This window comes from Pantoea sp. X-Soil-MYKO-1289 (assembly GCF_059730625.1).
On record NZ_AP036004.1, the window covers coordinates 165859 to 191970 of the forward strand.

Sequence of the window (26112 nt, forward strand, 5' to 3'; positions counted from 1 at the left end):
AACAGGAGAATTCCCATGACGACAATGAAAAGCCTGGTCATCGCTGAACCAAAGAAAATGATCTGGGCCACGCGCGAGCGGCCTGTGCCTGCGGCGGGCGAGGCGCTGATTAAAATCATCGCCGCCGGCATTTGCGGCACCGATATCCACGCCTGGGCGGGCAATCAGCCGTTCTTCAGCTATCCGCGCGTGCTAGGGCATGAGCTGTGCGGCGAAGTGGTCGCGCTGGGCGAAGGCGCGACGGGCGTTGAGCCAGGCCAGCGCGTGGCGCTGATCCCCTATATCTCCTGTCTGCGCTGCGATGCCTGCCAGAGCGGCAAAACCAACTGCTGCGAACAGATTTCCGTGATCGGCGTGCATCAGGATGGCGGCTTTTGCGAATACCTCGCCGTGCCGGCCGGCAACCTGCTGCAGGTAGAAGAGGTGGCGCCGGAGGCCGCCGCGCTGATTGAGCCGTTCGCCATTAGCGCGCATGCGGTGCGCCGGGCAAGCGTCGGCGCGGACGAAGATGTGCTGGTGGTGGGCGCGGGACCGATCGGCCTGGGCGTGGCGGCGATCGCCGCGGCAGCGGGCGCTAACGTCGTGGTGGCGGACACCAGCGAGTTTCGCCGCGCGCACGTCGCGAAAGAGCTGGGCCTGGCGGCGATCGATCCGGCGCGCGACGATTTTTACGACGCGCTGCGCGCGCAGTTCAACGGCAGGCTGGCGCTAAAAGTGCTCGACGCCACCGGCAGCCCGGCGGCGATGAACAACGCCGTCAACCTGATGCGCCACGGCGGCACCGTGGTCTATGTCGGCCTGCACAAGGGCGATCTGGTGATCCCGGACAGCGAGTTCCACAAGAAAGAGACCACGCTGATGGGCAGCCGCAACGCGACGCGCGAAGACTTTGATCGCGTGCGCGATTTGATGGCGAGCGGCCAGCTGCGCGCCGCAATGATGCTCAACGCGCACTTCGCTTTCTCGACGCTGGCGGAAAGCTTCGAGCCGCAGGTGATCAACAACCGCGAGCTGATAAAGGGCGTTATTCACTTCGATCGCTAAGCGTGCGGAAGAAGTGGTCGCGCACCCGCGCGGCGTCCACGCCCAGCGCCACGCGCTGGGCAGGCAGATGGCGAAACGGATCCTCCCGCGACGCCAGCGCGCTCAGCTTGCGCACCGTTTGCCCGCGCGCGATGCCCTCGGTGATCACGCGCAGCGGGCCTTCGCTTAGCTGGAACGCCTCTGGCTGGCAGAGCCAGGCGATCGCCAGCGTGTCGTGCAGCGCCATGCCGTCGAACCCCTCTTTTTGCAGGCTATAGGCAAGATAGGGCCGCACGATGGCGCTCAGCACCGGCTGGTTAAGCTGCTCGACTTCCTGACCGCTGATTAGCACCTTGTGGGTCACGTCGAGCGGCAGCAGCACGATGTTAAGCGCCGAGCTGAGCACCTGATCGGCGGCGTGCGGATCTTTCCAGATATTGAACTCGGCGAAAGGCGTCACGTTGCCGCTGTGGCCGTCGGTGCCGAACGCGCCGCCCATGATCGCCAGCTCTTTAACCAGCGGAATAATGTCCGGCGCCTGGTTGATGGCGCTGGCGATGTTGGTCAGCGGGCCAATCGCCACCAGCGTAATCTCATGCGGCCGGGCGCGCACGCTGTCGATAATAAACTGCACCGCGCCCGGCGCCGCATCGCTATAAGGGTTGTCAAACGCGTCGCCTAAGCCGTCAGCGCCATGCAGCGTCGCCGGCTCGCTGGGCGGCAGCGCCAGCGGGCGCGAACAGCCGCGGTAGACCGGCGCGTCGATCTGCATCTTTTCGCAAAACAGGCGAGCGTTCTTTACCGCCTGTCCCACCGCCACGTTGCCGAACACCGTGGTGATGCCCAGCAGCCGCTGCGCGCGCGCCGCGTAAGCCAGCGCAAAGGCGTCGTCTACGCCGATATCGGTATCGAAAATCAAGGTGCGCATCACTTCTCCCTAAATCAGGACCCTACGAATGATTACATCACTATTCTCTGTGCATTCTGAATAAAAATTGACCAGGAAACGTGATGCCTTTAGACTAACAAAGCACACCAATTAGCCAGTAACTTGACCAACTAACAGAGGTTTTATGCACAAGTTGAACCTTTACGAGGCGAAAACGAATTTTTCTAAACTCATCGCTAATGTAGCGGCTACAGGTGAGGAATATATTATCGCCCGCAACGGTCAGCCTATGGCGAAACTTGTTCCTTTGACGCCAGCTGAGAAAACGCCGCGCATCGGATTTATGAAAGATAAGGGCGAAATCAGCGTGCCAGACAACTTCAATGAACTGCACGCCGACAAAATCGAAGAACTGTTTTATGGGAATAGCGAGTATGGCGCCAGGGAAGAATAAAGCGCCTGTTCTGTCAGCAGGCGGATATTTAATTGATACTCATGCACTTATCTGGATAGGCTGGCAGCCAGAAAAACTCGCTAAAGAGACCATTGCTATTCTCGCCGACCACAATAATCGACTTTATTATTCGCCCGCCTCAATTCAGGAAATCGCTATCAAGGTCGATTTAGGCAAACCCGATTTTGGCTTCGATCCAGCCAGCCTTACTGAAGGATTAAAAGAGGCGGGCTATATTGAACTTCCCATTACTTCACGTCATGCCTGCTCCATTCGCAACTTACCGGAAAAGATGCATAAAGATCCTTTTGACCGTTTGCTCGTCGCTCAGGCTCGAGAAGAAAAACTGGCCTTAATAACCAATGATGAAAAGATTATTCAGTACTGCTCAGACTATATAAAAATTATCAAATGCTGTTGAAAATATAATCTTTTTTATTAAGAAAATTCGCCGCGGCAAAGCCTTCAGAACCTGCTTTTTCGCCGTCTGCTGCTCGTCTGACCCGCTTGTCTCTCCCTGTGCCTCATCGTATTATCAACGCCTTAAGGTGATGGCGTTCCACCTTCCCCAACCGCCTGCTGGCGATCCCAGCGGCTGATGACGCCTGACATCAACCCGAATCCTCTCGCAGGCGTTGCTGGTGTGTCAGGCTAGTGCTCTCTCCGCCACCTCCCTGCGCGATCGCTGACTACAGGAGTTAATCATGTTGAAGTCGCTGTTCGCCGTGATGCTGGGCGGCGCTGCAGGCTGTACGCTGCGCTGGCTTATCTCGCTGCGCTTTAACGCGCTCTTTCCCAGCCTGCCGCCGGGCACGCTGCTGGTGAACCTGGCTGGCGGCTTTATTATCGGCGCCGCGCTGGCCTGGTTTGTCAAAAACCCCCAGCTCGACCCCGCCTGGAAGCTGCTGATCGTTACCGGCCTGTGCGGCGGTCTGACGACGTTCTCCACTTTCTCGGCAGAAATCCTCATGTTGCTACAATCAGGTAAGTATTTGTGGGCGATGACGAGCGTGCTGACGCACGTCGCCGGATCGCTGCTGATGACCTTTGCCGGCTTCGCGCTGGTGAATTTCCTCGGCTAAGGCAAATACCGGCCGCAGAGGCATTCCGTCTCTGTGACAACCGATTATTCCGGACGATTAAGGAGGACGTTCATGAATCAGCCTGCATTCCTTAACCTGGTGCTGTTAAGCGGTAACACCGAAGAGAAACTTCAGGCGGCGCGCGAGGCCGGCTTCGATCAGGTCGAAATCTGGCGTGAAGATGTCGACGCTTCCCAACAGGGCGCGGCGCATCTGGCGCAGATGGGGCCGGGCTTTACCAACCTGCAGGTGCTGCGCGATTTTACCGGCGCGCCCGGCGAGCTGCGTCGGCAAAAGCGGGACGAGCTGCGCCAGTTTATCGAGATGGCGCAGGCGCTGGGCTGCGACACCCTTCAGGCGCCCGCCACCACGCGCGAAGACTGCATTGCCGGGCAGATCGACGAAGATCTGCGCTGGCTGGCTTCCGAGGCCGCGCGCTTCAACATGCGCATCATGTATGAACCGATGGCATGGTGCAGCGTCGACAATACGCTGCCGAAAGCCTGGGAGCGGCTGCAGCGTCTCGATCAGCCCAATATCGGTCTGGTGGTCGATCTCTTTCATATTTGCGCGCTGGGCGGCGACGCCTCGCATCTCGACGGCATCCCCGCCGAGCGGATTTATGAAGTGCAGCTGTGCGATATGGCGGTTCAGCCTTCACCGCAGGATAAAGAGGGGATCATGGCGCTGGCGAAACATCGTCGCCAGCTACCTGGCGCGGGCATTATCGATATCGACAGCTTTGTCGATAAGCTGAAAAGCGCGCACTATCAGGGGCCGGTGGGCATTGAAGTGTTCAACGACGACCTGAAGCGCCTGCCGCCGCATGAGGCGGCGCGACAGGCGTATGCCGCGCTACGGCGCTTCTGGCCCTAGTCCTGCAGACACTGCGCGATAAACGCGGCGGCGCGCATCGCGCCCTGCGCGGAAATGGTGTGCTCCGTCCTGGGTTCAAGCTGAAGCTCAAGGGGCACGCCGGCGGCTTTCAGGCGCTGCGCGGCTGACTCGCTCTCGCGCCACGGGATCACCGCGTCGGCGTGGCCGTGGATCAGCAGCGCGGGGGTCTGAACCGCAGGCGACAGCGGCTCGTCAAACGCCAGCCGGCCGGAGAAGGCCACCACGCCCGCCAGCGGAAAGCGCCCTGACGCCAGCGCGTCGAGCGCCATGATCGATCCCTGCGAAAAGCCGACCAGCACCACCTTGTCCCACTGGTCGCGCAGCGCGTGGCGCGCGAGAATCGTCTTCAGCGTCGCGTCGAAGGTTTCGCGCGCGGCGCGCACCCGCGCCGGACGGTTCTCCGGCGTCACGCCGTCGAGGCTAAACCACTCAAAGCCTGCGCCATGGGGAAAAGAGAAGGGCGCATCGGGCGCGGCGAAGATAACATCCGGCAACAGCGGCGCCCAGTGACGGCCCAGCGCCGCTAAATCCTCGCCGTTGCTGCCGACGCCATGCAGAAAAATCACTAACGCTTTCGCCATCCGTTTCTCCTTAAAAACCATACTCGCTCATATCCGGGCCTGCCGGCACGATGCCGTTGGGATTGAGCGCCTTGATGGAATAGTAGCCCTGTTTGATGTGCTCGATATTTACCGTCTCGCGCACGCCGAAAATCGACAGCATGCTCTTCAGATAGCGGTTGAGCAACGGATAGTCGCGCAGCCGACGCTGATTGCATTTGAACAGGCCGTAATAGGCGACGTCGAAGCGGATAAGCGTCACGAAAAGGCGAATATCCGTCTCGGTGACGCGCTCGCCGAACAGAAAGGTGCGGCCGTCCGCCAGTCGCGTTTCCAGCTCGCCGAGCTGCTCAAATACCTCGCTGTAGGCCTGTTGATAGCTGAGCTGGGTGGTGGCAAAACCGGCGCGGTAAACGCCGTTGTTCAGGCGCGGATAGATCGCCGCATTGAGCGTTTCAATCTCGTCGCGCAGCGCGTCGGGAAAGAGATCGACACGGTTATCGGCAAGATCGCCGAAACCGCTGTTAAGCATGCGCACAATATCCGCCGACTCGTTGTTGACGATGGTTTGCGTCTTTTTGTCCCACAGCACCGGCACGGTGGCGCGTCCGGTAAAATCGGCATCGGCGCGGGTGTAGATCTCGTGCAGATAGCGCGCGCCGTTGAGCGTATCGCGATCGGCGCCGGGAAAGTCGCCGAAGCGCCAGCCCTGTTCGCCAAGCTGCGGCTCAACCACCGAAACGCTAATAACCGACTTCAGCCCTTTCAGCTTGCGGGCGATCAGCGCGCGCGAAGCCCAGGGACAAATCAGCGCCACATAGAGGTGATAGCGATCCGGCTCGGCGGCAAAGGCGGTGCTGCCGTCGCTGCTGATCCAGTGGCGAAAACTCGACGTCTGGCGAACGAATCCGCCCTGTTTATCCGTGGCCTGAACCGGATGCCACTCCGCACTCCATTTACCTCTGACTAACATAACGCTGCTCCTCATGCTGATATAAGCAGCAGCTTATTACTCTTCCTGACGGCTGATAATCGGGTCAAAACGACAATCATTCTTTCCATTCTGGAAGGGATCGACCGGGCGGGAAACGATCAAAGTGATCCGCCAGAAAATCGACCAGCAGCCGCGTGCGCTGCGGCAGATGGCGCGCGGCGGGATAGAGCGCGAACAGGCCGAGAGGCGGCACGTCGTAGCGCGCCAGCACCGGCACGATATCGCCGCGCTGCAGCGCGGGCGCGGCGATAAAATCCGGCAGCCGGGCGATACCCAGCCCGGCGAGCGCCGCCTGCAGGCAGGCTTCGGTATTGGCAAAGCGCAGACGGCCGCGCACCGGCACGGTCACCGTCTCGCCCGTCTCGCTGACGAACGGCCAGTTCCAGGGATCGCGGAAGTTAGTGTCGGTAATGCACTGATGCTCGCTGATGGCGCGCCAGTGCTGCGGCGTGCCGTACTGCTGCAAATAGCGCGGCGAAGCGGCCAGCCGCACCGCTATTTCCCCCAGGCGGCGCGCAATCAGGCTGCTGTCGCTCAGGTTGCCGATGCGTACGGCGATATCAAAGCCTTCGTCCACGATACTGACCGGGCGATCGGAAAAGCTGACGTCCAGCTCGATCAGCGGATAGCGTCTGGCAAAGGCGGCCAGCACGCGCGAGAGCACCGCGCTGCCGAAGGTCACGGGCGCGCTGATTTTCAGCCGGCCGCTCGGGGTGCCGGCGCTTTCGCGTACGCTGACGTCGAGCGCGTCAAAGGCGTCAAGCAGCGTTTTGACCTGTTCGTAGTAACTGCGGCCGACGTCGGTGGGCGACAGCGCGCGCGTGCTGCGCTTAACCAGCTGCACGCCGAGCTGTCGCTCCAGCTTCGACACCAGCTTTGACGCCTGACCGCTGCTGACGCCGAGCCGCGCGGCGGCGGCGGCAAAGCTGCCCAGCTCCAGTACGGCGACGAACATTCGGTCGCAATCAAGCCGATCCATAGGGCGTTCCTGCAGATGAAAACGCCAATGTACAGGCTTTTAGCCGTCGGTTGAACGCGTGACGCTCTCCCATTCAGCCAGGCTGCTCTCAAGGCGGCGCAGCTTATCGCGCACCAGCTGCAGCGCGTCGCTGCCCAGCAGCAGGTGCGCCGGCGGCGCGGGATGGTCCAGCAATCCGAGGATCGCCAGCGCCGCTTTATGGGGATCGCCGTTCTGTCGGCCGCTTTTGGCGAGGCGCGCTTCACGCACCGGATCGAAGAGCGCGTCATAATCACTGATGACGCGCGGGCTGCGCACCATGGAACGGCCCGCCCAGTCGGTGCGAAACGAGCCTGGCGCCACGGCGGTCACGGCGATATTAAAACCGGCCAGCTCCTGACTCAGAGTTTCCGAAAAGGCTTCCAGCGCAAATTTGCTGGCGCAGTAGTCGCTGATGCCGGGCAGCGTAATAAAGCCGCCCATCGAGGTGATATTGATAATCTGCCCGCGTCGCCGCGCGCGGAAACGCGGCACCAGCGCCTTCATCATCGCGACCGCTCCCCAGACGTTGACGTCAAACTGGTGGCGCATCTCCGCCAGCGTCGCCTCTTCGAAAATACCCTCATGGCCGTAGCCCGCATTGTTGACGAGCGCGTCGAGCGGGCCGTGCGTCTCTTCAAACGCCGCCACTAGCGGGGCGATGCGTTCTACGTCGGTGAGATCGAGTATCGCGCCGTGGGCGCGCGTCGGATCCAGCGCCGTAAAGGCGTCCAGCGCCTGCTGGCTGCGCACGGTGCCGAAAACGCGGTGGCCCGCCGCCAAGGCCGCCTGCGCCAGCGCCTGACCAAAGCCGCTGCTGACGCCGGTGATCATGATCTGTTTCATCTGCTTTCCTCTCTGTGGGTGAGGCTTTAGCCTGCGCCCGTTGCCCGTAAAAGAGGATGCCCGTTCCTCTGTCATCCTTGCCTGTAACGCTGAATTTCAGGCGCGCCAGCGGTAAATCGCGCCGCAAACGTGCATAATCCTCTGATGAACGCTGACTCTCTTCGCCTGATCGCCGCGCTTGCGCCGCAGGAAGGCTACAACCTGACGCCGCTGCCCGACGTGCGGCTGCTGCGATCCAACCGTCCGCTGAGCCGCACGCCGGTGCTCTACGATCCCGGCATCGTGATCGTGCTGCAGGGCCGCAAGCGCGGCTATTTCGGCGATCGCGTCTATTGCTACGACGCGCAGCACTATCTGGCGGTCTCGGTGCCGGTGCCTTTTATCATGGAGACCGACGCCAGCGCCGAGGCGCCGCTGCTGGCGATCTATATGCATCTCGATCTGCCGGTAGCGGCGGAGCTGCTGCTGCAGATGGAGCAGGCGGGCGCGACGGTCACGCACCAGCCGGCCGGGATGGTTTCCACGCCGCTTGACGAGGCGATGCAGCGTTCGGTGACGCGGCTGCTGCACGCGCTGGGCGATCCGCTGCAGGCCGCGCTGCTTGGCCCGGCGCTGGTGCGGGAAATCTACTTTCACGTGCTGAGCGGCGAGCAGGGAGGCGAACTGCGCGCCGCGCTGACGCAGCAGGGCGCCTTCGGCAAAATCGCCCAGGCGCTGCGTCATATTCATCAGCACTATGCTCAGACGCTGGATATCGCCCAGCTCGCCCGCCGCGCCGGCATGAGCCATGCGACCTTTCACGCCCATTTTCGCGCCGTCACCCAGACGTCGCCGATGCAGTACGTGAAGTCGATCCGCCTGCATCAGGCGCGGCTGCTGATGGTGCGCCAGCAGATGACCGCCGCCGCGGCCAGCCTGGCGGTGGGGTATGAAAGTCCTTCGCAGTTCAGCCGCGAATTCCGCCGGCTGTTCGGCCTGTCGCCGGGCGAAGAGGCCAGGCGGCTGCGTGATAGCTTAGCGCTGCCGCCCGCTCAGCCAGGCGCGCGCTTCGTCGCTTCACATTAGGTGCCGTCGCCCTTTCGCTGTGCGGCAAAACCTGCTTGACTAGCTTTTCGCCCGTTTTGGTCTGGAGTTCTGCATGTCTCTGCTTCACCTTGCTTCGCTGGCGGATGTCGACGCCGCTGAATGGGACGCGCTGCTGCCCGACGATCAGCCCTTTTTACGCCACGCCTTTCTGCTGGCGCTGGAAGAGAGCGGCAGCGTACGCGCCGAAAGCGGCTGGCAGCCGGATCATCTGCTGTGGCGGGAAGCGGGCGCGCTGCGCGCGGCGCTGCCCGGCTACCGCAAGCGCAACTCATGGGGCGAATATGTCTTCGATCACGCCTGGGCGGACGCCTGCCAGCGCGCGGGCATTCGCTACTACCCAAAATGGCTGGGCGCCATTCCCTTCAGCCCGGTGACCGGCGCGCGCCTGCTGGGAGACGCGCAGGCCGCCGCGCAGCTGCTCGCCGCGCTGCCGGAGACGCTGCATCGCCAGGGGCTGAGCAGCGCCCATATCAACTTTACCGACGCGCGCGACGACGCGCTGCTGCGCCAGCAGCCGGAGTGGCTGATGCGGCTCGGCTGCCAGTATCACTGGCATAATCGCGGCTATCGCGATTTTCAGGACTTTCTCGACACGCTGATGTCGCGCAAGCGCAAACAGCTGCGCAAAGAGCGCGAGCTGGTGGCGCAGAGCGGCTTTGCATTTAACTGGTATCGCGGCGGCGAGCTGCGCGAGGATCAGTGGGATTTCGTCTATACCTGCTACGCCAACACCTATGCGGTGCGCGGCCAGCGCCCCTATCTGACGCGCGATTTCTTCAGCCTGCTGGCGGCGCGTATGCCGCACAGCATTCGCGTGGCGATCGCGCATCTGCAACAGCAGCCGGCGGCGATGGCGTTCTGTCTGGTGGATGGCGAGACGCTATATGGCCGCTACTGGGGCTGCCTGGCGGAGTTTGATCGCCTGCATTTCGAAACCTGCTTCTATCAGGGCATGGACTACGCCATCGCCACCGGCCTGAAGCGTTTCGACGCCGGCGCGCAGGGCGAACATAAGCTGGTGCGCGGCTTTGAGCCGCAGCTCACTACTTCCTGGCACTATCTGACGCATCCCGGCCTGCGCGACGCGGTGGCCGATTTTCTGCAGGAAGAGCGGGAAGGCGTGCGCGCCTGGGCCGATGAGGCGCGCGACGCCCTGCCGTATCGACGCGGCGATTAGTGGTCGCCGACGAATCCGCTGGTCTGATGGCGCCACAGCCGGGCATAGAGGCCGTTATGCGCCAGCAGCTCGCTGTGGTTGCCCATCTCGACGATATGTCCCTTATCCAGCACGATCAGGCGATCCATTTTGGCGATAGTCGACAAACGGTGCGCGATGGCGATAACCGTTTTGCCCTCCATTAGCGCGCCCAGGCTCTCCTGAATCGCCGCTTCCACCTCGGAGTCGAGCGCCGAGGTCGCCTCATCCATGATAAGAATCGGCGCATCCTTCAGCAGCACGCGGGCGATGGCGATGCGCTGACGCTGGCCGCCGGAGAGTTTCACGCCGCGTTCGCCGACGTGGGCGTCCAGCCCGGTACGCCCTTCGGCGTCGGAAAGGCGCGGAATAAACTCGTCGGCGCGCGCGCGACGAATCGCCGCCTGCAGCTCCTCTTCGGTGGCGTCGGGACGACCGTAGAGCAGGTTCTCGCGAATGGAGCGGTGCAGCAGCGAGGTATCCTGGGTAATCATGCCGATCTGGCCGCGCAGGCTCGCCTGCGTCACCTCGGCGATATTCTGATCGTCAATGGTGATGCGGCCGCCGTTCAGGTCATAGAGGCGCAGCAGCAGATTCACCAGCGTCGACTTACCCGCGCCGGAAGGGCCGATCAGAGCAATTTTCTCGCCGGGTTTGATGTTGAGGTTAAGGCGGTTAATCACCTGATGACCGCCGCCGTAATCAAAGCGGATATCCTCATAGCGGATCTGGCCGCGCGTCACCTTCAGCGCTTTCGCCTGCGGCGCATCCTGCACGCTGAGCGGCTGGGCGATAGTGTTGATGCCGTCCTGCACCGTGCCGATATTCTCGAAAATGCCGTTCACCACCCACATAATCCAGCCGGACATATTGACCAGGCGCACCACCAGACCGGTCGCCAGCGCGATGGCGCCGACGCTGATCAGCGACTGGCTCCACAGCCAGAGCGCCAGGCCGGAGGTCGAGACGATCAGCAGGCCGTTAAGCGAAGAGAGCGTCACGTCCATGCTGGTGACCATGCGGCTCAACCGCTGGTTTTTTTCGGTCTGCTCCTGCAGCGCTTCACGCGCGTAGCGCTTTTCCAGATCGTGATGCGCAAACAGTTTGATCGTCGAGATATTGGTGTAGCCGTCGACGATGGTGCCCATCAGCTTCGAGCGCGCCTGCGACGCCACCACGGAGCGCGCCTTGACGCGCGGCACGAAAAAGCGCAGCGAGGCGATATAGGCGACGATCCAGATCACCAGCGGGATCATCAGCCGCCAGTCGGCCTCGGCAAACAGCACCAGCGAGGTGATGGCGTAGATCAGCACGTGCCAGATGGCGTCGACCAGCTGCACCGCAGAGTCGCGCAGCGCGTTGCCGGTCTGGGTGATGCGCTGCGCGATGCGTCCGGCGAAGTCGCTGTGAAAGAAGTTCAGGCTCTGGCGCAGCACATAGTTATGCTGCTGCCACTGGATCATGCTGGTCATGCCGGGATTGATGCTCTGATGCACCAGCATGTCGTGCAGCGCGATAAACACCGGGCGCAGGATCAGCGCGACAAACGCCATCCACAGCAGAATAGGCCAGTGATCGGCAAACAGCGTGGCGGGCGTCGCGCCGTTGACCAGGTCGATAATGCGGCTGAGGTAGCTAAACAGCGCCACCTCAATCAGCGCCGATCCCAGTCCCACCACCAGCAGCGCCGCGAAGCTCGGCCATACCTGACGCAGGTAGTAAAAATAGAAGGGCCCGATACGGCCCGGCGGCGAATCGGATGGAGCATCCTGGAAAATATTGATAAAACGTTCGAAACGGCGATACAACATAACCACTCTCTTTACGCCTGGGGAGAGTAAACAGCTTAGTGCAACTTAAAAGGGATTACCGATATGGAATTGACCATCCGCGGTCGTGAACCCAGCGATGCCGCTGGCTATCAGCGTCTTTACAGCCAGCCTGAGGTCTATGGCTGGACCACGCAGCTGCCATTTCCCAGCGTGGCGACATGGCAGAAAAAATTCGAACGTATGGATAGCGAAGGCTACATCGGGTTTGTCGCGGAGCTGGACGGACAGATGGTTGGCGAACTGACGCTGTTCATTGAAAACCGGCCGCGCACCCGACACGGCCTGAGCTTCGGCATCGGCGTCGATCCCGCCTTCAGCGGACGCGGCATCGGCGAACGTTTAATCCGCACCGGCCTGGATTACGCCTTTAACTGGCTGGGCGCGACGCGCGTAGAGCTGGAAGTGTTTCACGACAACGCGCGCGCGCGGCGGCTCTATGAGCGCCTCGGCTTCGAGCAGGAGGGGGTGCGCCGCAAGGCCTGCCTGCGCGACGGCGACTATCACGACATTATTCTGATGGCGATGCTGCGCGAAAGTTATTCACAGTAGCGGCGCGATGCTGGCGACGGGGAAGACGAATTTCACTTTCCCGTGCTCTGTTTTGAGCGGAATAAACCGCATTGCTTCCTGATAAAAACCGGCGGCCTGATCATCTTTGGCCTCTACCATAACGGCGTAAATGCCGACAGCATTCGCCGCAGAGTAAGCGACGCGTAGCGCATCCAGCACCAGCTGGGCGCCAAATCCTGTTCCGGCGATGCGTTGATCGACGGCCAGGCGGCCAATAATAATGCAGGCCGCTGCGTTTCATAGCGCAGCGCGCCATGATTTCCTGGAGCTGGCGCACATTCCCCATGCGCCAGACGACGTTTTTGCCGCTTATGTGCGGCGCCGCAAGCTGCGTTGTGAAGGCTGCCAAAATCAGGGCCAGATAGCGCGCATGATTTCACCACTCGCCCAATGACCAACCCTTCGCCTGCTACCTATATTTCCTCCACAGGGCGTTCAACGCGGTATGCCTGATCGTTTTTTCCGGGGCGGAATGCCCTCTTTTTAAGGAATTTACCTTATGACAAAAGCGCACGCTGCCGCGCGGCCCACCCGCGTACGTATCTGGATCCTCTGCCTGATCCTGTTTCTTTCGGTGGTGGCCTATGCTGACCGCTCGATCCTGTCGATCTCCGGGTCGGCGATAAAAGATGAGTTTGGCCTCTCGGCGATCCAGCTCGGCCTGATCCTCTCCGCGTTTAGCTGGGCCTATGTGATCGGCCAGATCCCCGGCGGCCTGTTGCTTGACCGCTTCGGGGCGAAAAAAGTTTATGGCATCACGCTGGCGCTCTGGTCGCTGTCCACTATTGCGATGGGCTTCGTCGGCGAGCTGGCGGGCGGCATGACCGCCGCGCTGGTGCTGATGTTTACGCTGCGTTTTGCGCTGGGGCTGATAGAAGCGCCCGCCTTCCCGGCGAACGCGCGCGTGGTGATTATGTGGTTTCCCGGCGCGGAACGCGGCCGCGCCTCTGCGCTGTTTAGCACGGCGCAGTACTTTGCCGTGGCTATTTTCTCGCCGCTTTCCGGCTGGCTGGTGTCGCGCTTCGGCTGGGAGTGGCCCTTCTTCGTACTGGGCGGCATCGGCGTGCTGGCGGTGTTTGTCTGGGCGGCCTATATGCGCGAGCCGCGCAAGCATCCCGGCGTCTCCGAAAGCGAACTCAACTATATCGTCGAGGGCGGGGCGCTGGTGGATATCGATGCGCCCCATACCCTGAAAGCGCGGCCTGCGCTGAACAAAAAGATGTTCAAAACCCTGCTCACCAGCCGCATGCTCTGGTGCGCCTATCTCGGCCAGTACTGCACCATCGCGCTCAGCTACTTCTTTATTACCTGGTTTCCTATCTATCTGGTACAGGCGCGCGGCATGAATATTATGGACGCCGGTTTCGCCACTATCGCGCCCGCGCTGTTCGGCTTTCTCGGCGGCATCAGCGGCGGCTATATCTCCGATATGCTGATCAAACGCGGCTGGAGCCTCTCCTGGGCGCGCAAAACGCCGTATATCATCGGCATGTTAATGGCGGCGTCGCTGGTGATGGCGGCGGTGATCCCGAGCAACCTCGGCATTATCGCCATTATGTCTTTCGCCTTCTTCGGCAAGGGCGTCGCAGCGGGCGCAGGCACCTGGACGGTGATTAGCGATACCGCGCCGAAAGAGGCGGTCGGCCTTGCAGGCGGCATCTTCAACGGCGTCAGCAATATCGCCGGCTTCGTCACCCCGCTGCTGTTCGGCGTGATTGTCGGGCTGACCGGCAGCTACAGCATCGGGCTGGGATTTGTCGGCGCGCACTGCGTGGTCGCCGCGCTGCTGTTCCTGTTCGTGATGGGGCCGATCGCGCGCGTCGGCGAAACGCAGACGCCGGAAGCGGCGCGCGAGGCGCAAAAAGCGGCGCACGGCATCAAGGCGATATAAGATTCCCACCAGGTCGGCGCGCTGCGCCGACCACCGACCACTGCATTCCCACTGAAGAAAATTTGCTCACTTGCCGATACCTCTCTACCAGAAGCGATCTTTAGGAGAGATATCGTGATTAAACAAATCACCGTCGACGAGCTGCGGCCAGGGATGTTTATCCATAAGCTCGAAGTCTGGTGGATTAAAGATAAGCGCATCTGCAATCAGATGCTGGTCACCGATCCGCGGCAGATCGCGATGCTGCGCAATGAAGGGATCCAGCGGCTCTGGATCGATCTGAATCGATCGGTGCAGGCGCCCGCCGCGCCGTCGGCGCATAAAAAACCTGTCGCCCGCACGCCCTTTTTTCAGGAGCTGGACCAGGCGCAGCAGATTTTTCAGCAGGGCAAAACCCAGGTGATGGCGATGTTCAACGAGGCGCGCCTCGGTCATCGTCTGAACCTGGCGGGCACGCTGGATCTGGTGGACGAGATCGCCGGCTCTATCCGGCGCGAACCGACCGCGCTGCTGAGCGTGGCGCGCCTTAAAAACCATGACGATTACACCTGGCTGCACTCTATGGCGGTTTGCGGGCTAATGATTACGCTGGCGCAGCAGCTCGGGCTGGATGACAAACAGGTGCGGCGCGTCGGCATGGGCGGGCTGCTGCATGACGTCGGCAAGGCGGCGGTGCCGCTGGCGATCCTCAACAAGCCCGGCAAGCTCAGCGACGAAGAGTTCGAGGTGATGCGCCAGCATCCGGTGGTGGGCGCGCAGATGCTGATGGAGGCGGATGCCGACGCCGATCTGCTGGATATCGCCCTGCATCATCACGAAAAGGTTGACGGCAGCGGCTATCCGCACCGGCTGAAAGGCGACGAAATTTCGCTTTACGCGCGTATGGCGACCGTGTGCGACGTTTATGACGCCCTGACCTCGACGCGCGTCTACCGCAAGGGCTGGACGCCCGCCGAAGCGATGCACAATATGCTGAACTGGCGCGGCCATTTCGACCAGCAGATCCTGCACGCCTTTGTGCGCGCCATCGGCATCTACCCGGTCGGTTCGCTGGTGCGGCTGGCGTCAGGGCGCGTCGCGCTGGTGGTAAAGGCGGGCGAGCAGTCGCTGCTGAAACCGGTGGTGCACGCCTTCTGGTCGCTGCATGCGCAGCGCGAAGTGAAGCCGGAGCGTATCGATCTCGGCGACAGCTTCTGCACCGACAGCATTATCGGCGCAGAAGAGAGCCCGCTGTGGAAAGACGCCGATCTCAATCGCGTCTGGGCGCTGGCGAGTTAAAAATCGACGCTGGCGCGCAGCACGATCTCGCGCGGCTCGCCCACCGCGACGCGCAGGTTATTGCCGCTCGACGGATAATAAGTTTTATCAAACAGGTTGTTGACGTTGACCTGCCACTTCAGGCGGTAGCCGTTCAGCGGCGTTTGCCAGGCGACAAAAGCGTCCGCCACCGTGTAGTCATCCAGATAAAAGCTGTTGGCCGCATCGCCGGGACGGCGGCCGACGTAGCGCGCGCCGACGCCGGCGCGCAGATCGTCCGCCGCCAGCAGGCCGGTGGATCCGAAGTCGTTGGTCAGGAACAGCGCGGCGGTATGGCGCGCGGTATTGCTCATGCCGTTGCCGTTATTGGCCGGATCGGCGGTGACGCGCGCGTCGGTCCAGGCGTAGCTGCCCACCAGGCTGAGCGCGTCGGTCAGCTTGCCCGCCAGATCCAGCTCAACGCCCTGCGAACGCACCTTCCCGGCGGTGCGCGTTACGCTCTCGCCATCCACCAGCTCATCCACCATCACGTTGCGCTTCTGAATATCGAACAGCGCCAGCGTGCCGGTCACGCCGTTGGGCAGGTCGATCTTGCCGCCGACTTCCCAGGCTTTGCCCAGCTCCGGCGGCAGCGCGCCGATCTCGGTGGCGATAGAGGAGTTGGGCTTAAAAGATTCGGTGTAGCTGGCGTAGAGGCTCGACCAGCCGTTGAGGTTATAAACCACGCCGGCGCGCGGCACCAGCCGGCTGTCGGAACTGCGGGTGCGGGCCACGAACGGACGGCCTTTGCCCGCCATCACGTCGAAGCTGTCGTAGCGCAGGCCGCCCAGCAGCAGCCAGTTCGGCGTCAGGCGGATCGCATCCTGCAAAAAGAGGCCGCGGCTATCGATATTCTCGCGCTGATCGCTGTCGGCGGCGCTCACCGTAGAGCTGGATGACATCTCGTCATACACCGGATGCCAGATATTGAAGCGGCTGTTTTTCTTGCCGCGCAGCATATCGCCGCGGAAGGTGCGGTCAGCTTCGTAGTCGAATCCCGCCAGCAGCTGATGATTGACGCGGCCCCAGTCGACGTCGCCGTTGAGCGTCAGCTGCACCAGCTGCGAGCGGCTCTGCGCGTCGCCGGTGGCGTCGGCCTGGCGCGTCAGCACGCCGGTATCGGCGTTGAAAGCGGTGGCGCGCGCCTGATGGTCGCTGTAGGTGTTGCGCGTAAAGCTGTAGTTGAGATGCGCCGTCCAGCTGTCGTTAAGAATCCGATCGGCAGCCAGCGTCAGGGTATCCTGATCGCCGCGCGTGGCGTTGAAAGGTTCGTCGAAGCGCTCTTCGCGCGGCGTATTCACCGGCTTGCCGGTTTTTGGGTTGATCACCGTGCCGCGATCGAACGGCACCAGATACTCCATATGCTCCCAGGCGACGCGCAGGGTGGTGCTCTCGCCAAACCACATCAGCGACGGCGCGACCACCGTCTGGCGCGTGCGGCCGAAATTACGCCAGTAATCGGTTTCGTCGTGATCGACGATCAGCCGTCCGGCAAAGCCGCTGGTGCCGAGCGGGCCGGTCACGTCGAGCTGCCCGCCGCCGCCGCCGAAGCTGCTGTAGCGGCCTTCCAGATGCGCCTGCGGCGTCAGCAGCGGCTTCTTGCTGATGATGTTGACCAGTCCGCCCGGCTCGTTCATGCCGTAGAGCATGGAAGAGGGGCCTTTTAGCACCTCGACGCGCTCGCTGGTGGGGGTGAAGTTGCGCGCCTGAATCGAACGCACGCCGTCGCGCAGAATAGAGCCGTCGCGGTTATCGCCGAAGCCGCGCTTGATCAGCGCATCCTGCGTGCCGCCCAGCGTATTGGCCTGGGTAATGCCGCTGACGAATTTTACCGCGTCGTCGAGATCCTGCGCATCGCTGTCCTGCAGCACCTGCTGCTGCACCACGGTAACGTTCTGCGGCGTGTCGATAATCTTCGCCGGCGCGCGCGTGGCGGTCACGCTGCTGTGCGGCTGGTAGCCATCTTCCTGCGACGCTGCGTCCTGCGTGACCAGCAGCGTGGTTTCCTGCGCCTGCAGGCTGCCGGAGAGCAGCGCGCCGCCCAGCAGAAGAGAAGAGAGGGGTTTCATTGCGGTAACTGGCTCCAGAAGGTCCCTGATAAATTCAGCGGCAGAAAGCGCTGATAAAGTTGTTCCAGCGTGCGGTGCGGATCGAGGTCGGCGAACAGCTGCGGGTAGAGCGCTTTGGCGAAGAGCTCTACCGCGACCACGTGCCACGGGCTGAGATAAAAGTTGTGCCACAGGCCGTACGCGCGGCGGTTTTTCACCGCCTCGAGCTGGCTGAGAACCGGCTGCGCGGCGAGCAGCCTTTGCAGGCTGGCGGCCGCCCGATCGGCGTCGATTTCCGGGCCGAGCTGCAGCCTGCTGTCGCTGTACGCATCCGCCATCCCGGTCGCGATATAGACCTGCGGCGGCTGGGCCAGCGCCTGTTCGGGATTGATCTCGCCGAACACCCCTTTTACCGCGCCGGCGGCGATATTGTCGCCGCCGGCAAAGGCGAGCAGCTGGCCGAGATTGCCGTTGACCGCCGTGGTGCAGCAGGTGTCGCGGCGGCCCAGATGCAGATGGAGCATCACGCGGGTTTTTGCGCCCTGATAGCTCGCCAGCCGGGCGCGCACCCTATCCATATGCTGCTGATAAAAATCGATAAACGCCTGCGCGCGCTGCGGCTGGTCGAACACCTCGCCGAGAATTTTCAGGCTGGGCACCGTGTTGTTGAGCAGATCGACGCGCAGGTCGACATAAATCACCGGAATATTGACCTGCTGCATTAGCTGGCGGAAATGCGCCTCTTGCGCGCCGCTTTTCGCCAGGCGCGGCAGGATAATCAGATCGGGCTTCAGCCTGAGCACCTGTTCGGGGTTAAGGTCGCGTAGCGCGCCGGCGCCGAGCTGCGGCACCGCCTCGATCGCCGGGAACGCGGTGGTGAACTGGCGCCAGCTTTGCGGATCGTACTTCGCCATATCCGCCGGCCAGCCTGCGATGCGCGCCGCCGGGTTGCCGGGCACGATCAGCGCCAGGGTATAGAGCATGCGGCTTTCGCCCAAAATGATGCGCTGGGGACGATCGGGCAGGGTCACGCGCTGGCCGGTGATATCGACAATCGATTTGGCGAAGCAGGCGCCGCTGCACAGCAGCAGCAGCAGAGAAAAAAGAAAACGCATCACAATTATTTCGCAAGGAAATCGAAATGATAATGAATATCAATCGTCTTCACAATGGCGACAGAGTCGTTGCGCCTCGCCGCCGGGTTTTATAACTAAAAAAGGCGGCAGGGCGCACTCATCAGGCTGTTTTTCAGCCATTTTTATAACTTTTTTACGCCGGCCCTCCGCAATTTAACCGCTTCTTTATACCGATGCGCGCAGGCTAACGCGAAACCCTGATCCCTCTGGAGGTCGCTGTGAGCGTGGGCGTAATAACCGGCATCGTGCTGGTGTTTTTGTTACTGGGCTACCTGATCTATGCCCTGCTGAATGCGGAGGCGTTTTGATGGCCGCCAACGCGTTTTTACTGATTGCGGTATTTCTTGCGGCATTAATGGCGCTGGCGCAGCCGCTGGGACGCGGACTCGCGGCGCTGATCGCCGATAAGCCGCTGCTGCCGGGCGTCGAGCGTCCGCTCTGGCGTCTGCTCGGCGCGGAGGCGCCGACCATGCGCTGGCCGCACTACCTGCTGGCGATCCTGCTGTTCAACCTGCTCGGCCTGCTGCTGCTGACGGCGATCCTGCTGCTGCAGGATCGGCTGCCGCTCAACCCGCAGCAGCTGCCCGCGCTGAGCTGGCATCTGGCGCTCAATACCGCCATCAGCTTCGTTACCAATACCAACTGGCAGTCCTACAGCGGCGAGAGCACCCTGAGCTACTTCAGCCAGATGGTCGGCCTGACGGTGCAGAACTTTGTGTCGGCGGCGACCGGCATCGCGGTGGCGTTCGCGCTTATCCGCGGTTTCGCCAGCCGCGCCGCCGATTCGCTCGGCAACGCGTGGCGCGATCTGACGCGCATCACGCTCTACGTGCTGCTGCCGATCAGCCTGCTGATGGCGCTGCTGTTCGTCAGCCAGGGCAGCATCCAGAACTTCCTGCCCTACCACGCCGTCACCACGCTGGAAGGGGCGCAGCAGACGCTGGCGATGGGGCCGGTGGCGTCGCAGGAGGCGATCAAGATGCTGGGCACCAACGGCGGCGGCTTCTTTAACGTCAACTCGGCGCATCCGTTCGAAAACCCCAACGCGCTGACCAACTTCGTGCAGATGCTGGCGATATTCCTCATTCCGGCGGCGCTCTGCTTCGCCTTCGGCTATGCGGTGCGCGACCGTCGCCAGGGCCATATGCTGCTGTGGGCGATGTCGCTGATGTTCGTGGTGGCGGTGGTGGCGGTGATGTGGGCGGAAACGCGCGGCAACCCGCACCTGCTGGCGCTCGGCGCCGACAGCGCCCTCAATATGGAGGGCAAAGAGACGCGCTTCGGCATTCTTAACTCCAGCCTGTTTGCGGTGATCACCACCGCCGCGTCGTGCGGCGCGGTGAATGCGATGCACGACTCCTTCACCGCGCTGGGCGGCATGGTGCCGATGTGGCTGATGCAGCTGGGCGAGGTGGTGTTCGGCGGCGTCGGCGCGGGCCTGTACGGCATGCTGCTTTTCGTGGTGCTGGCGGTGTTTATCGCGGGCCTGATGATCGGCCGCACCCCGGAGTATCTGGGTAAAAAGGTCGACGTGCGCGAAATGAAGATGACCGCGCTGGCGATTCTGGTGACGCCGACGCTGGTGCTGCTCGGCACCGCGCTGGCGATGATGACCGACGCGGGCCGCGCTGGCATGGCCAATCCCGGCATTCACGGCTTCAGCGAAGTGCTCTACGCCGTCTCGTCCGCCGCCAATAACAACGGCAGCGCCTTTGCGGGGCTGAGCGCCAACACGCCGTTCTGGAACCTGCTGCTGGCGTTCTGCATGCTGGTCGGCCGCTTCGGCATCATCATTCCGGTGATGGCGCTGGCGGGCAGTATGGCGGTGAAAAAGGCGCAGCCGGTGGGCAACGGCACGCTGCCGACGCACGGCCCGCTGTTTATCGCGCTGCTGATCGGCGCGGTGCTGCTGGTGGGCGCGCTGACCTTTATTCCCGCTCTGGCGCTGGGCCCCGTCGCCGAGCATCTGCAACTTCTTCAGGGTACGCACTCATGAGTCGTCAACAACAGGCGCTGAACGGCGCGCTGATGCGCGTCGCGCTGGTCGACGCGCTGAAAAAGCTGGATCCGCGCGTGCAGTTCCGCAATCCGGTGATGTTCGTGGTCTGGCTCGGCAGCCTACTCACTACGCTGCTGGCGCTGGGCATGGCGGGCGGCTGGCTCGACGGCCGCGCCAGCTTTACCGGCGCCATCGCGCTCTGGCTCTGGTTCACCGTGCTGTTCGCCAACTTCGCCGAAGCGCTGGCGGAAGGGCGCAGCAAGGCGCAGGCGAGCAGCCTGAAAGGGGTCAAGAAAACCAGCTTTGCGAAAAAGCTGGCTGAGCCGCGCCATGGCGGCCAGTGGCAGCAGGTCTCTGCCGACAGCCTGCGCAAAGGGGATATCGTGCTGGCGGAGGCGGGCGATATTATTCCCTGCGACGGCGAAGTGCTGGAGGGCGGCGCCTCGGTGGACGAGAGCGCCATCACCGGCGAATCCGCGCCGGTGATCCGCGAGTCGGGCGGCGACTTCGCCTCGGTAACCGGCGGCACGCGCATGCTTTCCGACTGGCTGGTGATCCAGTGCAGCGTCAATCCGGGAGAGACCTTTCTCGATCGCATGATCGCCATGGTGGAAGGGGCGAAGCGGCGGAAAACCCCTAACGAGATCGCGCTGACCATTCTGCTGGTGTCGCTGACCATCGTGTTTCTGCTGGCGACCGTCACCCTGTGGCCCTTCTCGGCGTGGGGCGGCGCGCCGGTCAGCGTCACGGTGCTGGTGGCGCTGCTGGTCTGTTTGATCCCGACCACCATCGGCGGTCTGCTCTCCGCCATCGGCGTGGCGGGCATGAGCCGCATGCTGGGCGCCAACGTGATCGCCACCAGCGGGCGCGCGGTCGAGGCGGCGGGCGACGTCGACGTGCTGATGCTGGACAAGACCGGCACCATTACGCTCGGCAACCGCCAGGCGACGCAGTTTCTGCCCGCGCCGGGCGTTAGCGAAGAGCAGCTGGCCGACGCGGCGCAGCTCGCCTCGCTGGCGGATGAGACGCCCGAGGGGCGCAGCATCGTGGTGCTGGCGAAACAGCGCTTCAACCTGCGCGAGCGCGACCTTAACAGCCTGGGCGCGAGCTTTATTCCCTTCTCGGCGCAGACGCGCATGAGCGGCGTCAACGTGCAGAACCGGCTGATCCGCAAAGGCGCGGTGGACGCGGTGAAACGCCATATCGAAGCCAACAGCGGCCGCTTCCCGGCGGAGGTCAACGCGCTGGTGGAAGAGGTGGCGCGCGCCGGCGGCACGCCGCTGGTGGTGTCGGAAGGGGCGAAGGTGCTGGGCGTGGTGGCGCTAAAAGATATCGTGAAAGGCGGCATCAAAGAACGCTTCGCCGAGCTGCGCAAGATGGGTATCAAAACCGTCATGATCACCGGCGACAACCCGCTGACCGCCGCGGCGATCGCGGCGGAAGCGGGCGTCGACGACTTTCTTTCGGAAGCGACGCCGGAAGCCAAGCTGGCGCTGATCCGCCAGTATCAGGCGGAGGGGCGGCTGGTGGCGATGACCGGCGACGGCACCAACGACGCCCCGGCGCTGGCGCAGGCTGACGTGGCGGTGGCGATGAACTCCGGCACCCAGGCGGCGAAAGAGGCGGGCAACATGGTGGATCTCGACTCCAACCCCACCAAGCTGCTGGAGGTGGTGCATATCGGCAAGCAGATGCTGATGACGCGCGGCTCGCTTACTACCTTCAGCATCGCCAACGATGTCGCTAAATATTTCGCCATTATCCCGGCGGCCTTCGCGGCGACCTACCCGCAGCTCAACCTGCTGAACGTGATGCATCTGCATTCGCCGGCGTCGGCGATCCTTTCGGCGGTGATTTTTAACGCGCTGGTGATCGTCTTCCTGATCCCGCTGGCGCTGAAGGGCGTGAGCTACCGGCCGCTGAGCGCCGCGGCGCTGTTGCGCCGCAACCTGCTGATCTACGGCCTGGGCGGGCTGCTGGTGCCCTTTATCGGCATTAAAGCCATCGATCTGCTGCTGGTGCTGCTGGGTCTGGCATAAGGAGAAAAAAATGAGTCAGTTACGTCCGGCAATGTTAGTTTTACTGCTGCTCACCCTGGTCACCGGCGTGGGGTATCCTTTACTCACGACTGGCCTGGCCCAGTGGCTGTTTCCGGCGCAGGCCAACGGCTCGCTGATCGAAGCGCGCGGTTCGGCGCTGATCGGCCAGAACTTTACCCGGCCCGGCTATTTCTGGGGGCGGCCGTCGGCGACCGGCGACGCGCCCTATAATCCGCTGGCGTCGAGCGGCAGCAATCTGGCGGCAAGCAATCCGGCGCTGGACAAGGCGGTGGCGGAACGCGTCGCCGCGCTGCGCGCCGCCAATCCGCTCTCGCCGCAGGCGGTGCCGGTCGATCTGGTGACCGCCTCGGCCAGCGGGCTGGATCCGGCGATTTCGCCCGCCGCCGCACACTGGCAGGCGCCGCGCGTCGCCACGGCGCGTCAGCTGCCGCTGAAAACGGTGGAGGATTTAATCGATGCCAACACGGAGCGGCCGCTGCTCGCCTTTAGCGGCGATCCCACCGTCAACGTGCTGCGGCTTAATCTGGCGCTGGACGCGCTGACTCAACCCTGAAGGACGCAATGAACGACGAACGCGAACGCCCCGATCCCGACGCGCTGCTGTTGCAGCAGGCCGACAGCCATCGTGGCAAGCTGAAAATCTACTTCGGCGCCTGCGCGGGCGTAGGTAAAACCTACGCCATGCTGCAGGAGGCGCAGCGGCTGCGCGCGCAGGGGCTCGACGTGCTGATCGGCGTGGTAGAGACGCACGGTCGGGAAGAGACCGCCAGCCTGCTGCATGGGCTGGCGGTGCTGCCGCGGCGCGCCACCGGCCGCTCGCGTCATGCCGAGTTCGACCTTGACGCGGCGCTGGCGCGCCATCCGGCGGTGATCCTGATGGACGAGCTGGCGCACACCAACGTGCAGGGATCGCGCCATCCCAAGCGCTGGCAGGATATCGACGAGCTGCTGGACGCGGGCATTGACGTGATCACCACCGTCAACGTGCAGCACCTTGAAAGCCTTAACGACGTGGTGGGCGGCGTCACCGGCATTCGCGTGCGCGAAACCGTTCCCGACCCCTTTTTCGACAGCGCCGATGAGGTGGTGCTGGTGGATCTGCCGCCGGACGATCTGCGCCAGCGCCTGAAAGAGGGTAAGGTCTACGTCGGCGATCGCGCGGAGCGCGCCATCGAAAACTTCTTTCGCAAGGGCAACCTGTTCGCCCTGCGCGAGCTGGCGCTGCGGCGCACCGCCGACCGCGTGGACGATCAGATGCGCGCCTGGCGCGACCAGCAGGGCCGCGACCGCGTCTGGCACACGCGCGACGCCATTCTGCTCTGCATCGGCGACGACTCCGGCAGCGAAAAGCTGGTGCGCACCGCCGCGCGGCTGGCGGCGCGGCTCGGCAGCGAGTGGCACGCGGTCTACGTGGAGACGCCGCGCCTTAACCGGCTGCCGGAAGCACGGCGGCGCGCCGTTCTGAAAACCCTGCAGCTGGCGCAGGAGCTGGGCGCAGAAACCGCCACGCTCTCCGATCCCGACGAGGCGCAGGCGGTGCTGCGCTACGCCCGCGAACATAACCTTGGCAAGATCGTGACCGGCCGTCGCCCGCTGCGGCGCTGGCATCGCGACAGCTTCGCCACGCGCCTCGGCAAGCTGGGGCCAGATCTCGATCTGCTGGTGGTGGCGCTCGACGAGCCTGCCGCCGAGGCCTCGACGGTAGCGGATGCGCGCACCGGCGGCGACCGCTGGCGCCTGCCGCTGCGCGGCGTGCTGATGGCGCTGCTGCTCTGCATTGTGGTCACCGCCGCCGGACGCTGGCTGCTGGCCGGCTTCGATACCGCCAACGGCGTGATGATCTACCTGCTGGCGGTGGTGATTATCGCGCTGCGCTACGGGCGCTGGCCGTCGGTGATCGCCACGGTAATGAATATTCTCGCCTTCGACCTCTTTTTCGTCGCGCCGACCGGCACGGTGGCGGTCTCCGACTTGCAGTATCTGGTGACCTTCGCGGTGATGCTGGCGGTGGGGGTGATTGTCGGCAACCTGACCGCCGGCGTGCGCTATCAGGCGCGCGTGGCGCGCTACCGCGAGCAGCGCGCGCGTCACCTCTACGAGATGGCGAAGTCGCTGGGCAGCGCGCTGACGCCTGAAGATATCGCCGCCACTACTCAGCGCGTTATCGACGTCACGCTGCAGGCGCGCAGCCTGCTGCTGCTGCCGGACGAGCAGGGCGAGCTGGTGGCGACGGGCGCGGCGACGCCGGGCAGCGAGCCAGATCGCGCCATCGCCAAATGGAGCTACAGCAAGGGCCAGCCCGCAGGCGCGGGCACCGATACGCTACCCGCCGTGCCCTACCAGATACTGCCGCTAAAGAGCGGCGCGCACTGCCGCGGGCTGCTGGTAGTAGAGCCGCAGAACCTGCGCCAGCTGATGATCCCGGAGCAGCAGCGGCTGGTGGAGACCTTTACCGTGCTGATCGCCAACGCGCTGGAGCGGATGGCGCTGTCGCAGAGCGAAGCGGCGTCGCGGCTGTCAGCGGAGCGCGAACAGCTGCGCAACGCGCTGCTCTCCGCGCTGTCGCACGATCTGCGCACGCCGCTCACCGTGCTGTTCGGCCAGGCGGAGATGCTGATGCTGGACCTGGCCAGCGAAGAGTCGAAATATGTGACGCAGGCGAACCAGATCCGCGAGCAGACGCTGAGCACCATCCGGCTGGTGAGCAACATGCTCGATATGGCGCGCATCCAGTCGGGCGGTCTGAACCTGCGCGAAGAGTGGCTGGCGCTGGACGAGGTGATCGGCGGCGCGCTCAGCAGCATGGCGCCGTCGCTGAAAGGGCACGGCGTCACGCTCGACCTGCCGTCGGATCTGGTGCTGATCAAAGGCGACAGCGCGCTGCTGGAGCGGGTGCTGACCAACCTGATCGAGAACAGCCTGAAATATGCCGGCAACAGCGCGCCGCGCGGCATTCGCGCCTGGCGCGACGGCGAGCGGCTGGAGATGGCGGTATGGGACAACGGGCCGGGCATCGCCGACAAAGACCTGACGCGTATCTTCGACAAGTTCGCGCGCGGCGATAAAGAGTCGTCGGTGCCGGGCGTCGGGCTGGGGCTGGCGATCTGCAAAACCATCGTCGAGAGCCACGGCGGCCGCATCTGGGCTGAAAACCGTATTGAAGGCGGCGTGGCTTTTCGCCTCTCTTTGCCGCTGCCGCCCGCACCGCAAATTTCTGAAGAGGCGCTGAAATAACTTCACTCAGGATGGGTTATACT

At 63.1% G+C, this 26112-nt stretch carries 23 protein-coding genes and 1 riboswitch; of the genes, 15 read left to right on the forward strand and 8 right to left on the reverse strand.

The annotated features are described in order from the left end of the window. Positions 1-15 precede the first annotated feature (15 nt). Positions 16-1044, forward strand: coding sequence for a zinc-binding alcohol dehydrogenase family protein (locus AC6I7Z_RS00755; RefSeq protein WP_096072229.1), 1029 nt, complete (start codon positions 16-18; stop codon positions 1042-1044). On the opposite strand, the gene AC6I7Z_RS00760 is transcribed toward AC6I7Z_RS00755, so the two are convergent. Beyond that, positions 1025-1951: a nucleoside hydrolase gene (locus AC6I7Z_RS00760; protein ID WP_497812818.1), complete on the reverse strand. Its 927-nt coding sequence runs from the start codon at positions 1949-1951 to the stop codon at positions 1025-1027. The two genes, AC6I7Z_RS00755 and AC6I7Z_RS00760, sit on opposite strands and share 20 nt — an antisense overlap. A 145-nt stretch (positions 1952-2096) precedes the next feature. Between AC6I7Z_RS00760 and AC6I7Z_RS00765 the strand changes: the two genes are divergently transcribed. The 4 genes from AC6I7Z_RS00765 to AC6I7Z_RS00780 all read left to right on the forward strand — a co-directional run bounded on the left by AC6I7Z_RS00765 (position 2097) and on the right by AC6I7Z_RS00780 (position 4324). Next, a complete protein-coding gene (locus AC6I7Z_RS00765) occupies positions 2097-2366 on the forward strand; it encodes a type II toxin-antitoxin system Phd/YefM family antitoxin (protein ID WP_497812819.1) in 270 nt (89 codons plus the stop codon). Then, positions 2347-2787 carry a type II toxin-antitoxin system VapC family toxin gene (locus AC6I7Z_RS00770; protein ID WP_497812820.1) on the forward strand — a complete coding sequence of 147 codons (441 nt, stop codon included), beginning with the start codon at positions 2347-2349 and terminating at the stop codon, positions 2785-2787. Before AC6I7Z_RS00765 ends, AC6I7Z_RS00770 begins: the two co-directional genes overlap by 20 nt. A 117-nt stretch (positions 2788-2904) precedes the next feature. Beyond that, positions 2905-2981: riboswitch (Fluoride riboswitch) on the forward strand. An 89-nt stretch (positions 2982-3070) separates the two neighbouring features. Continuing rightward, positions 3071-3448, forward strand: coding sequence for a fluoride efflux transporter CrcB (gene crcB / locus AC6I7Z_RS00775; protein WP_033753408.1), 378 nt, complete (start codon positions 3071-3073; stop codon positions 3446-3448). 72 nt (positions 3449-3520) lie between these two features. After that, a complete protein-coding gene (locus AC6I7Z_RS00780; protein WP_497812821.1) occupies positions 3521-4324 on the forward strand; it encodes a sugar phosphate isomerase/epimerase family protein in 804 nt (267 codons plus the stop codon). Here AC6I7Z_RS00780 and AC6I7Z_RS00785 read toward each other — a convergent pair. From AC6I7Z_RS00785 to AC6I7Z_RS00800, 4 genes are all read right to left on the reverse strand, one after another. Further along, positions 4321-4926, reverse strand: a complete 606-nt coding sequence (locus AC6I7Z_RS00785; RefSeq protein WP_497812822.1) for an alpha/beta hydrolase — start codon at positions 4924-4926, stop codon at positions 4321-4323. The two genes, AC6I7Z_RS00780 and AC6I7Z_RS00785, sit on opposite strands and share 4 nt — an antisense overlap. Before the next feature lie 10 nt (positions 4927-4936). Then, entirely contained in the window at positions 4937-5878 is a 942-nt protein-coding gene (locus AC6I7Z_RS00790; RefSeq protein WP_497812823.1) for a glutathione S-transferase family protein, read from the reverse strand. A gap of 76 nt (positions 5879-5954) precedes the next feature. Next, complete coding sequence (locus AC6I7Z_RS00795) at positions 5955-6878, reverse strand: LysR family transcriptional regulator (RefSeq protein ID WP_497812824.1); 924 nt, start codon at positions 6876-6878, stop codon at positions 5955-5957. Between the two features lie 39 nt (positions 6879-6917). Continuing rightward, positions 6918-7742, reverse strand: a complete 825-nt coding sequence (locus AC6I7Z_RS00800; protein ID WP_497812825.1) for an oxidoreductase — start codon at positions 7740-7742, stop codon at positions 6918-6920. A gap of 144 nt (positions 7743-7886) precedes the next feature. On the opposite strand from AC6I7Z_RS00800, the gene AC6I7Z_RS00805 reads away from it, so the two are divergent. Continuing rightward, complete coding sequence (locus AC6I7Z_RS00805) at positions 7887-8807, forward strand: AraC family transcriptional regulator (protein WP_497812826.1); 921 nt, start codon at positions 7887-7889, stop codon at positions 8805-8807. A gap of 73 nt (positions 8808-8880) precedes the next feature. Continuing rightward, complete coding sequence (locus AC6I7Z_RS00810) at positions 8881-10005, forward strand: GNAT family N-acetyltransferase (protein WP_497812827.1); 1125 nt, start codon at positions 8881-8883, stop codon at positions 10003-10005. Here the strand turns inward: AC6I7Z_RS00810 and AC6I7Z_RS00815 are convergent. After that, positions 10002-11834 carry an ABC transporter ATP-binding protein gene (locus tag AC6I7Z_RS00815; protein WP_497812828.1) on the reverse strand — a complete coding sequence of 611 codons (1833 nt, stop codon included), beginning with the start codon at positions 11832-11834 and terminating at the stop codon, positions 10002-10004. The two genes, AC6I7Z_RS00810 and AC6I7Z_RS00815, sit on opposite strands and share 4 nt — an antisense overlap. 63 nt (positions 11835-11897) lie before the next feature. Here AC6I7Z_RS00815 and AC6I7Z_RS00820 point away from each other — a divergent pair, with 63 nt between their 5' ends. The 3 genes from AC6I7Z_RS00820 to AC6I7Z_RS00830 all read left to right on the forward strand — a co-directional run bounded on the left by AC6I7Z_RS00820 (position 11898) and on the right by AC6I7Z_RS00830 (position 15594). Then, complete coding sequence (locus AC6I7Z_RS00820; RefSeq protein WP_497812829.1) at positions 11898-12404, forward strand: GNAT family N-acetyltransferase; 507 nt, start codon at positions 11898-11900, stop codon at positions 12402-12404. A gap of 520 nt (positions 12405-12924) precedes the next feature. Then, positions 12925-14316 (forward strand): MFS transporter, encoded by a 1392-nt coding sequence (locus tag AC6I7Z_RS00825; protein ID WP_497812830.1) that lies wholly within the window; start codon positions 12925-12927, stop codon positions 14314-14316. 114 nt (positions 14317-14430) lie between these two features. Continuing rightward, positions 14431-15594, forward strand: coding sequence for an HD-GYP domain-containing protein (locus AC6I7Z_RS00830; RefSeq protein WP_497812831.1), 1164 nt, complete (start codon positions 14431-14433; stop codon positions 15592-15594). On the opposite strand, the gene AC6I7Z_RS00835 is transcribed toward AC6I7Z_RS00830, so the two are convergent. Continuing rightward, a complete protein-coding gene (locus AC6I7Z_RS00835; protein ID WP_497812832.1) occupies positions 15591-17681 on the reverse strand; it encodes a TonB-dependent siderophore receptor in 2091 nt (696 codons plus the stop codon). The genes AC6I7Z_RS00830 and AC6I7Z_RS00835 overlap by 4 nt on opposite strands. Next, entirely contained in the window at positions 17678-18775 is a 1098-nt protein-coding gene (locus tag AC6I7Z_RS00840; RefSeq protein WP_497815377.1) for an ABC transporter substrate-binding protein, read from the reverse strand. Before AC6I7Z_RS00840 ends, AC6I7Z_RS00835 begins: the two co-directional genes overlap by 4 nt. A 239-nt stretch (positions 18776-19014) precedes the next feature. On the opposite strand from AC6I7Z_RS00840, the gene kdpF reads away from it, so the two are divergent. Genes kdpF through kdpD form a run of 5 tightly spaced genes read left to right on the forward strand, consistent with a single transcriptional unit; the run spans position 19015 to position 26089 of the window. Continuing rightward, entirely contained in the window at positions 19015-19104 is a 90-nt protein-coding gene (gene kdpF / locus AC6I7Z_RS00845) for a K(+)-transporting ATPase subunit F (protein WP_033753373.1), read from the forward strand. Continuing rightward, positions 19104-20792, forward strand: a complete 1689-nt coding sequence (gene kdpA / locus AC6I7Z_RS00850) for a potassium-transporting ATPase subunit KdpA (RefSeq protein WP_497812833.1) — start codon at positions 19104-19106, stop codon at positions 20790-20792. Before kdpF ends, kdpA begins: the two co-directional genes overlap by 1 nt. Then, positions 20789-22834, forward strand: coding sequence for a potassium-transporting ATPase subunit KdpB (gene kdpB / locus AC6I7Z_RS00855; RefSeq protein ID WP_497812834.1), 2046 nt, complete (start codon positions 20789-20791; stop codon positions 22832-22834). Before kdpA ends, kdpB begins: the two co-directional genes overlap by 4 nt. Before the next feature lie 10 nt (positions 22835-22844). Next, positions 22845-23408 (forward strand): potassium-transporting ATPase subunit KdpC, encoded by a 564-nt coding sequence (gene kdpC, locus AC6I7Z_RS00860; RefSeq protein WP_497812835.1) that lies wholly within the window; start codon positions 22845-22847, stop codon positions 23406-23408. A gap of 8 nt (positions 23409-23416) precedes the next feature. Next, entirely contained in the window at positions 23417-26089 is a 2673-nt protein-coding gene (gene kdpD / locus AC6I7Z_RS00865; protein ID WP_497812836.1) for a two-component system sensor histidine kinase KdpD, read from the forward strand. Positions 26090-26112 lie beyond the last annotated feature (23 nt).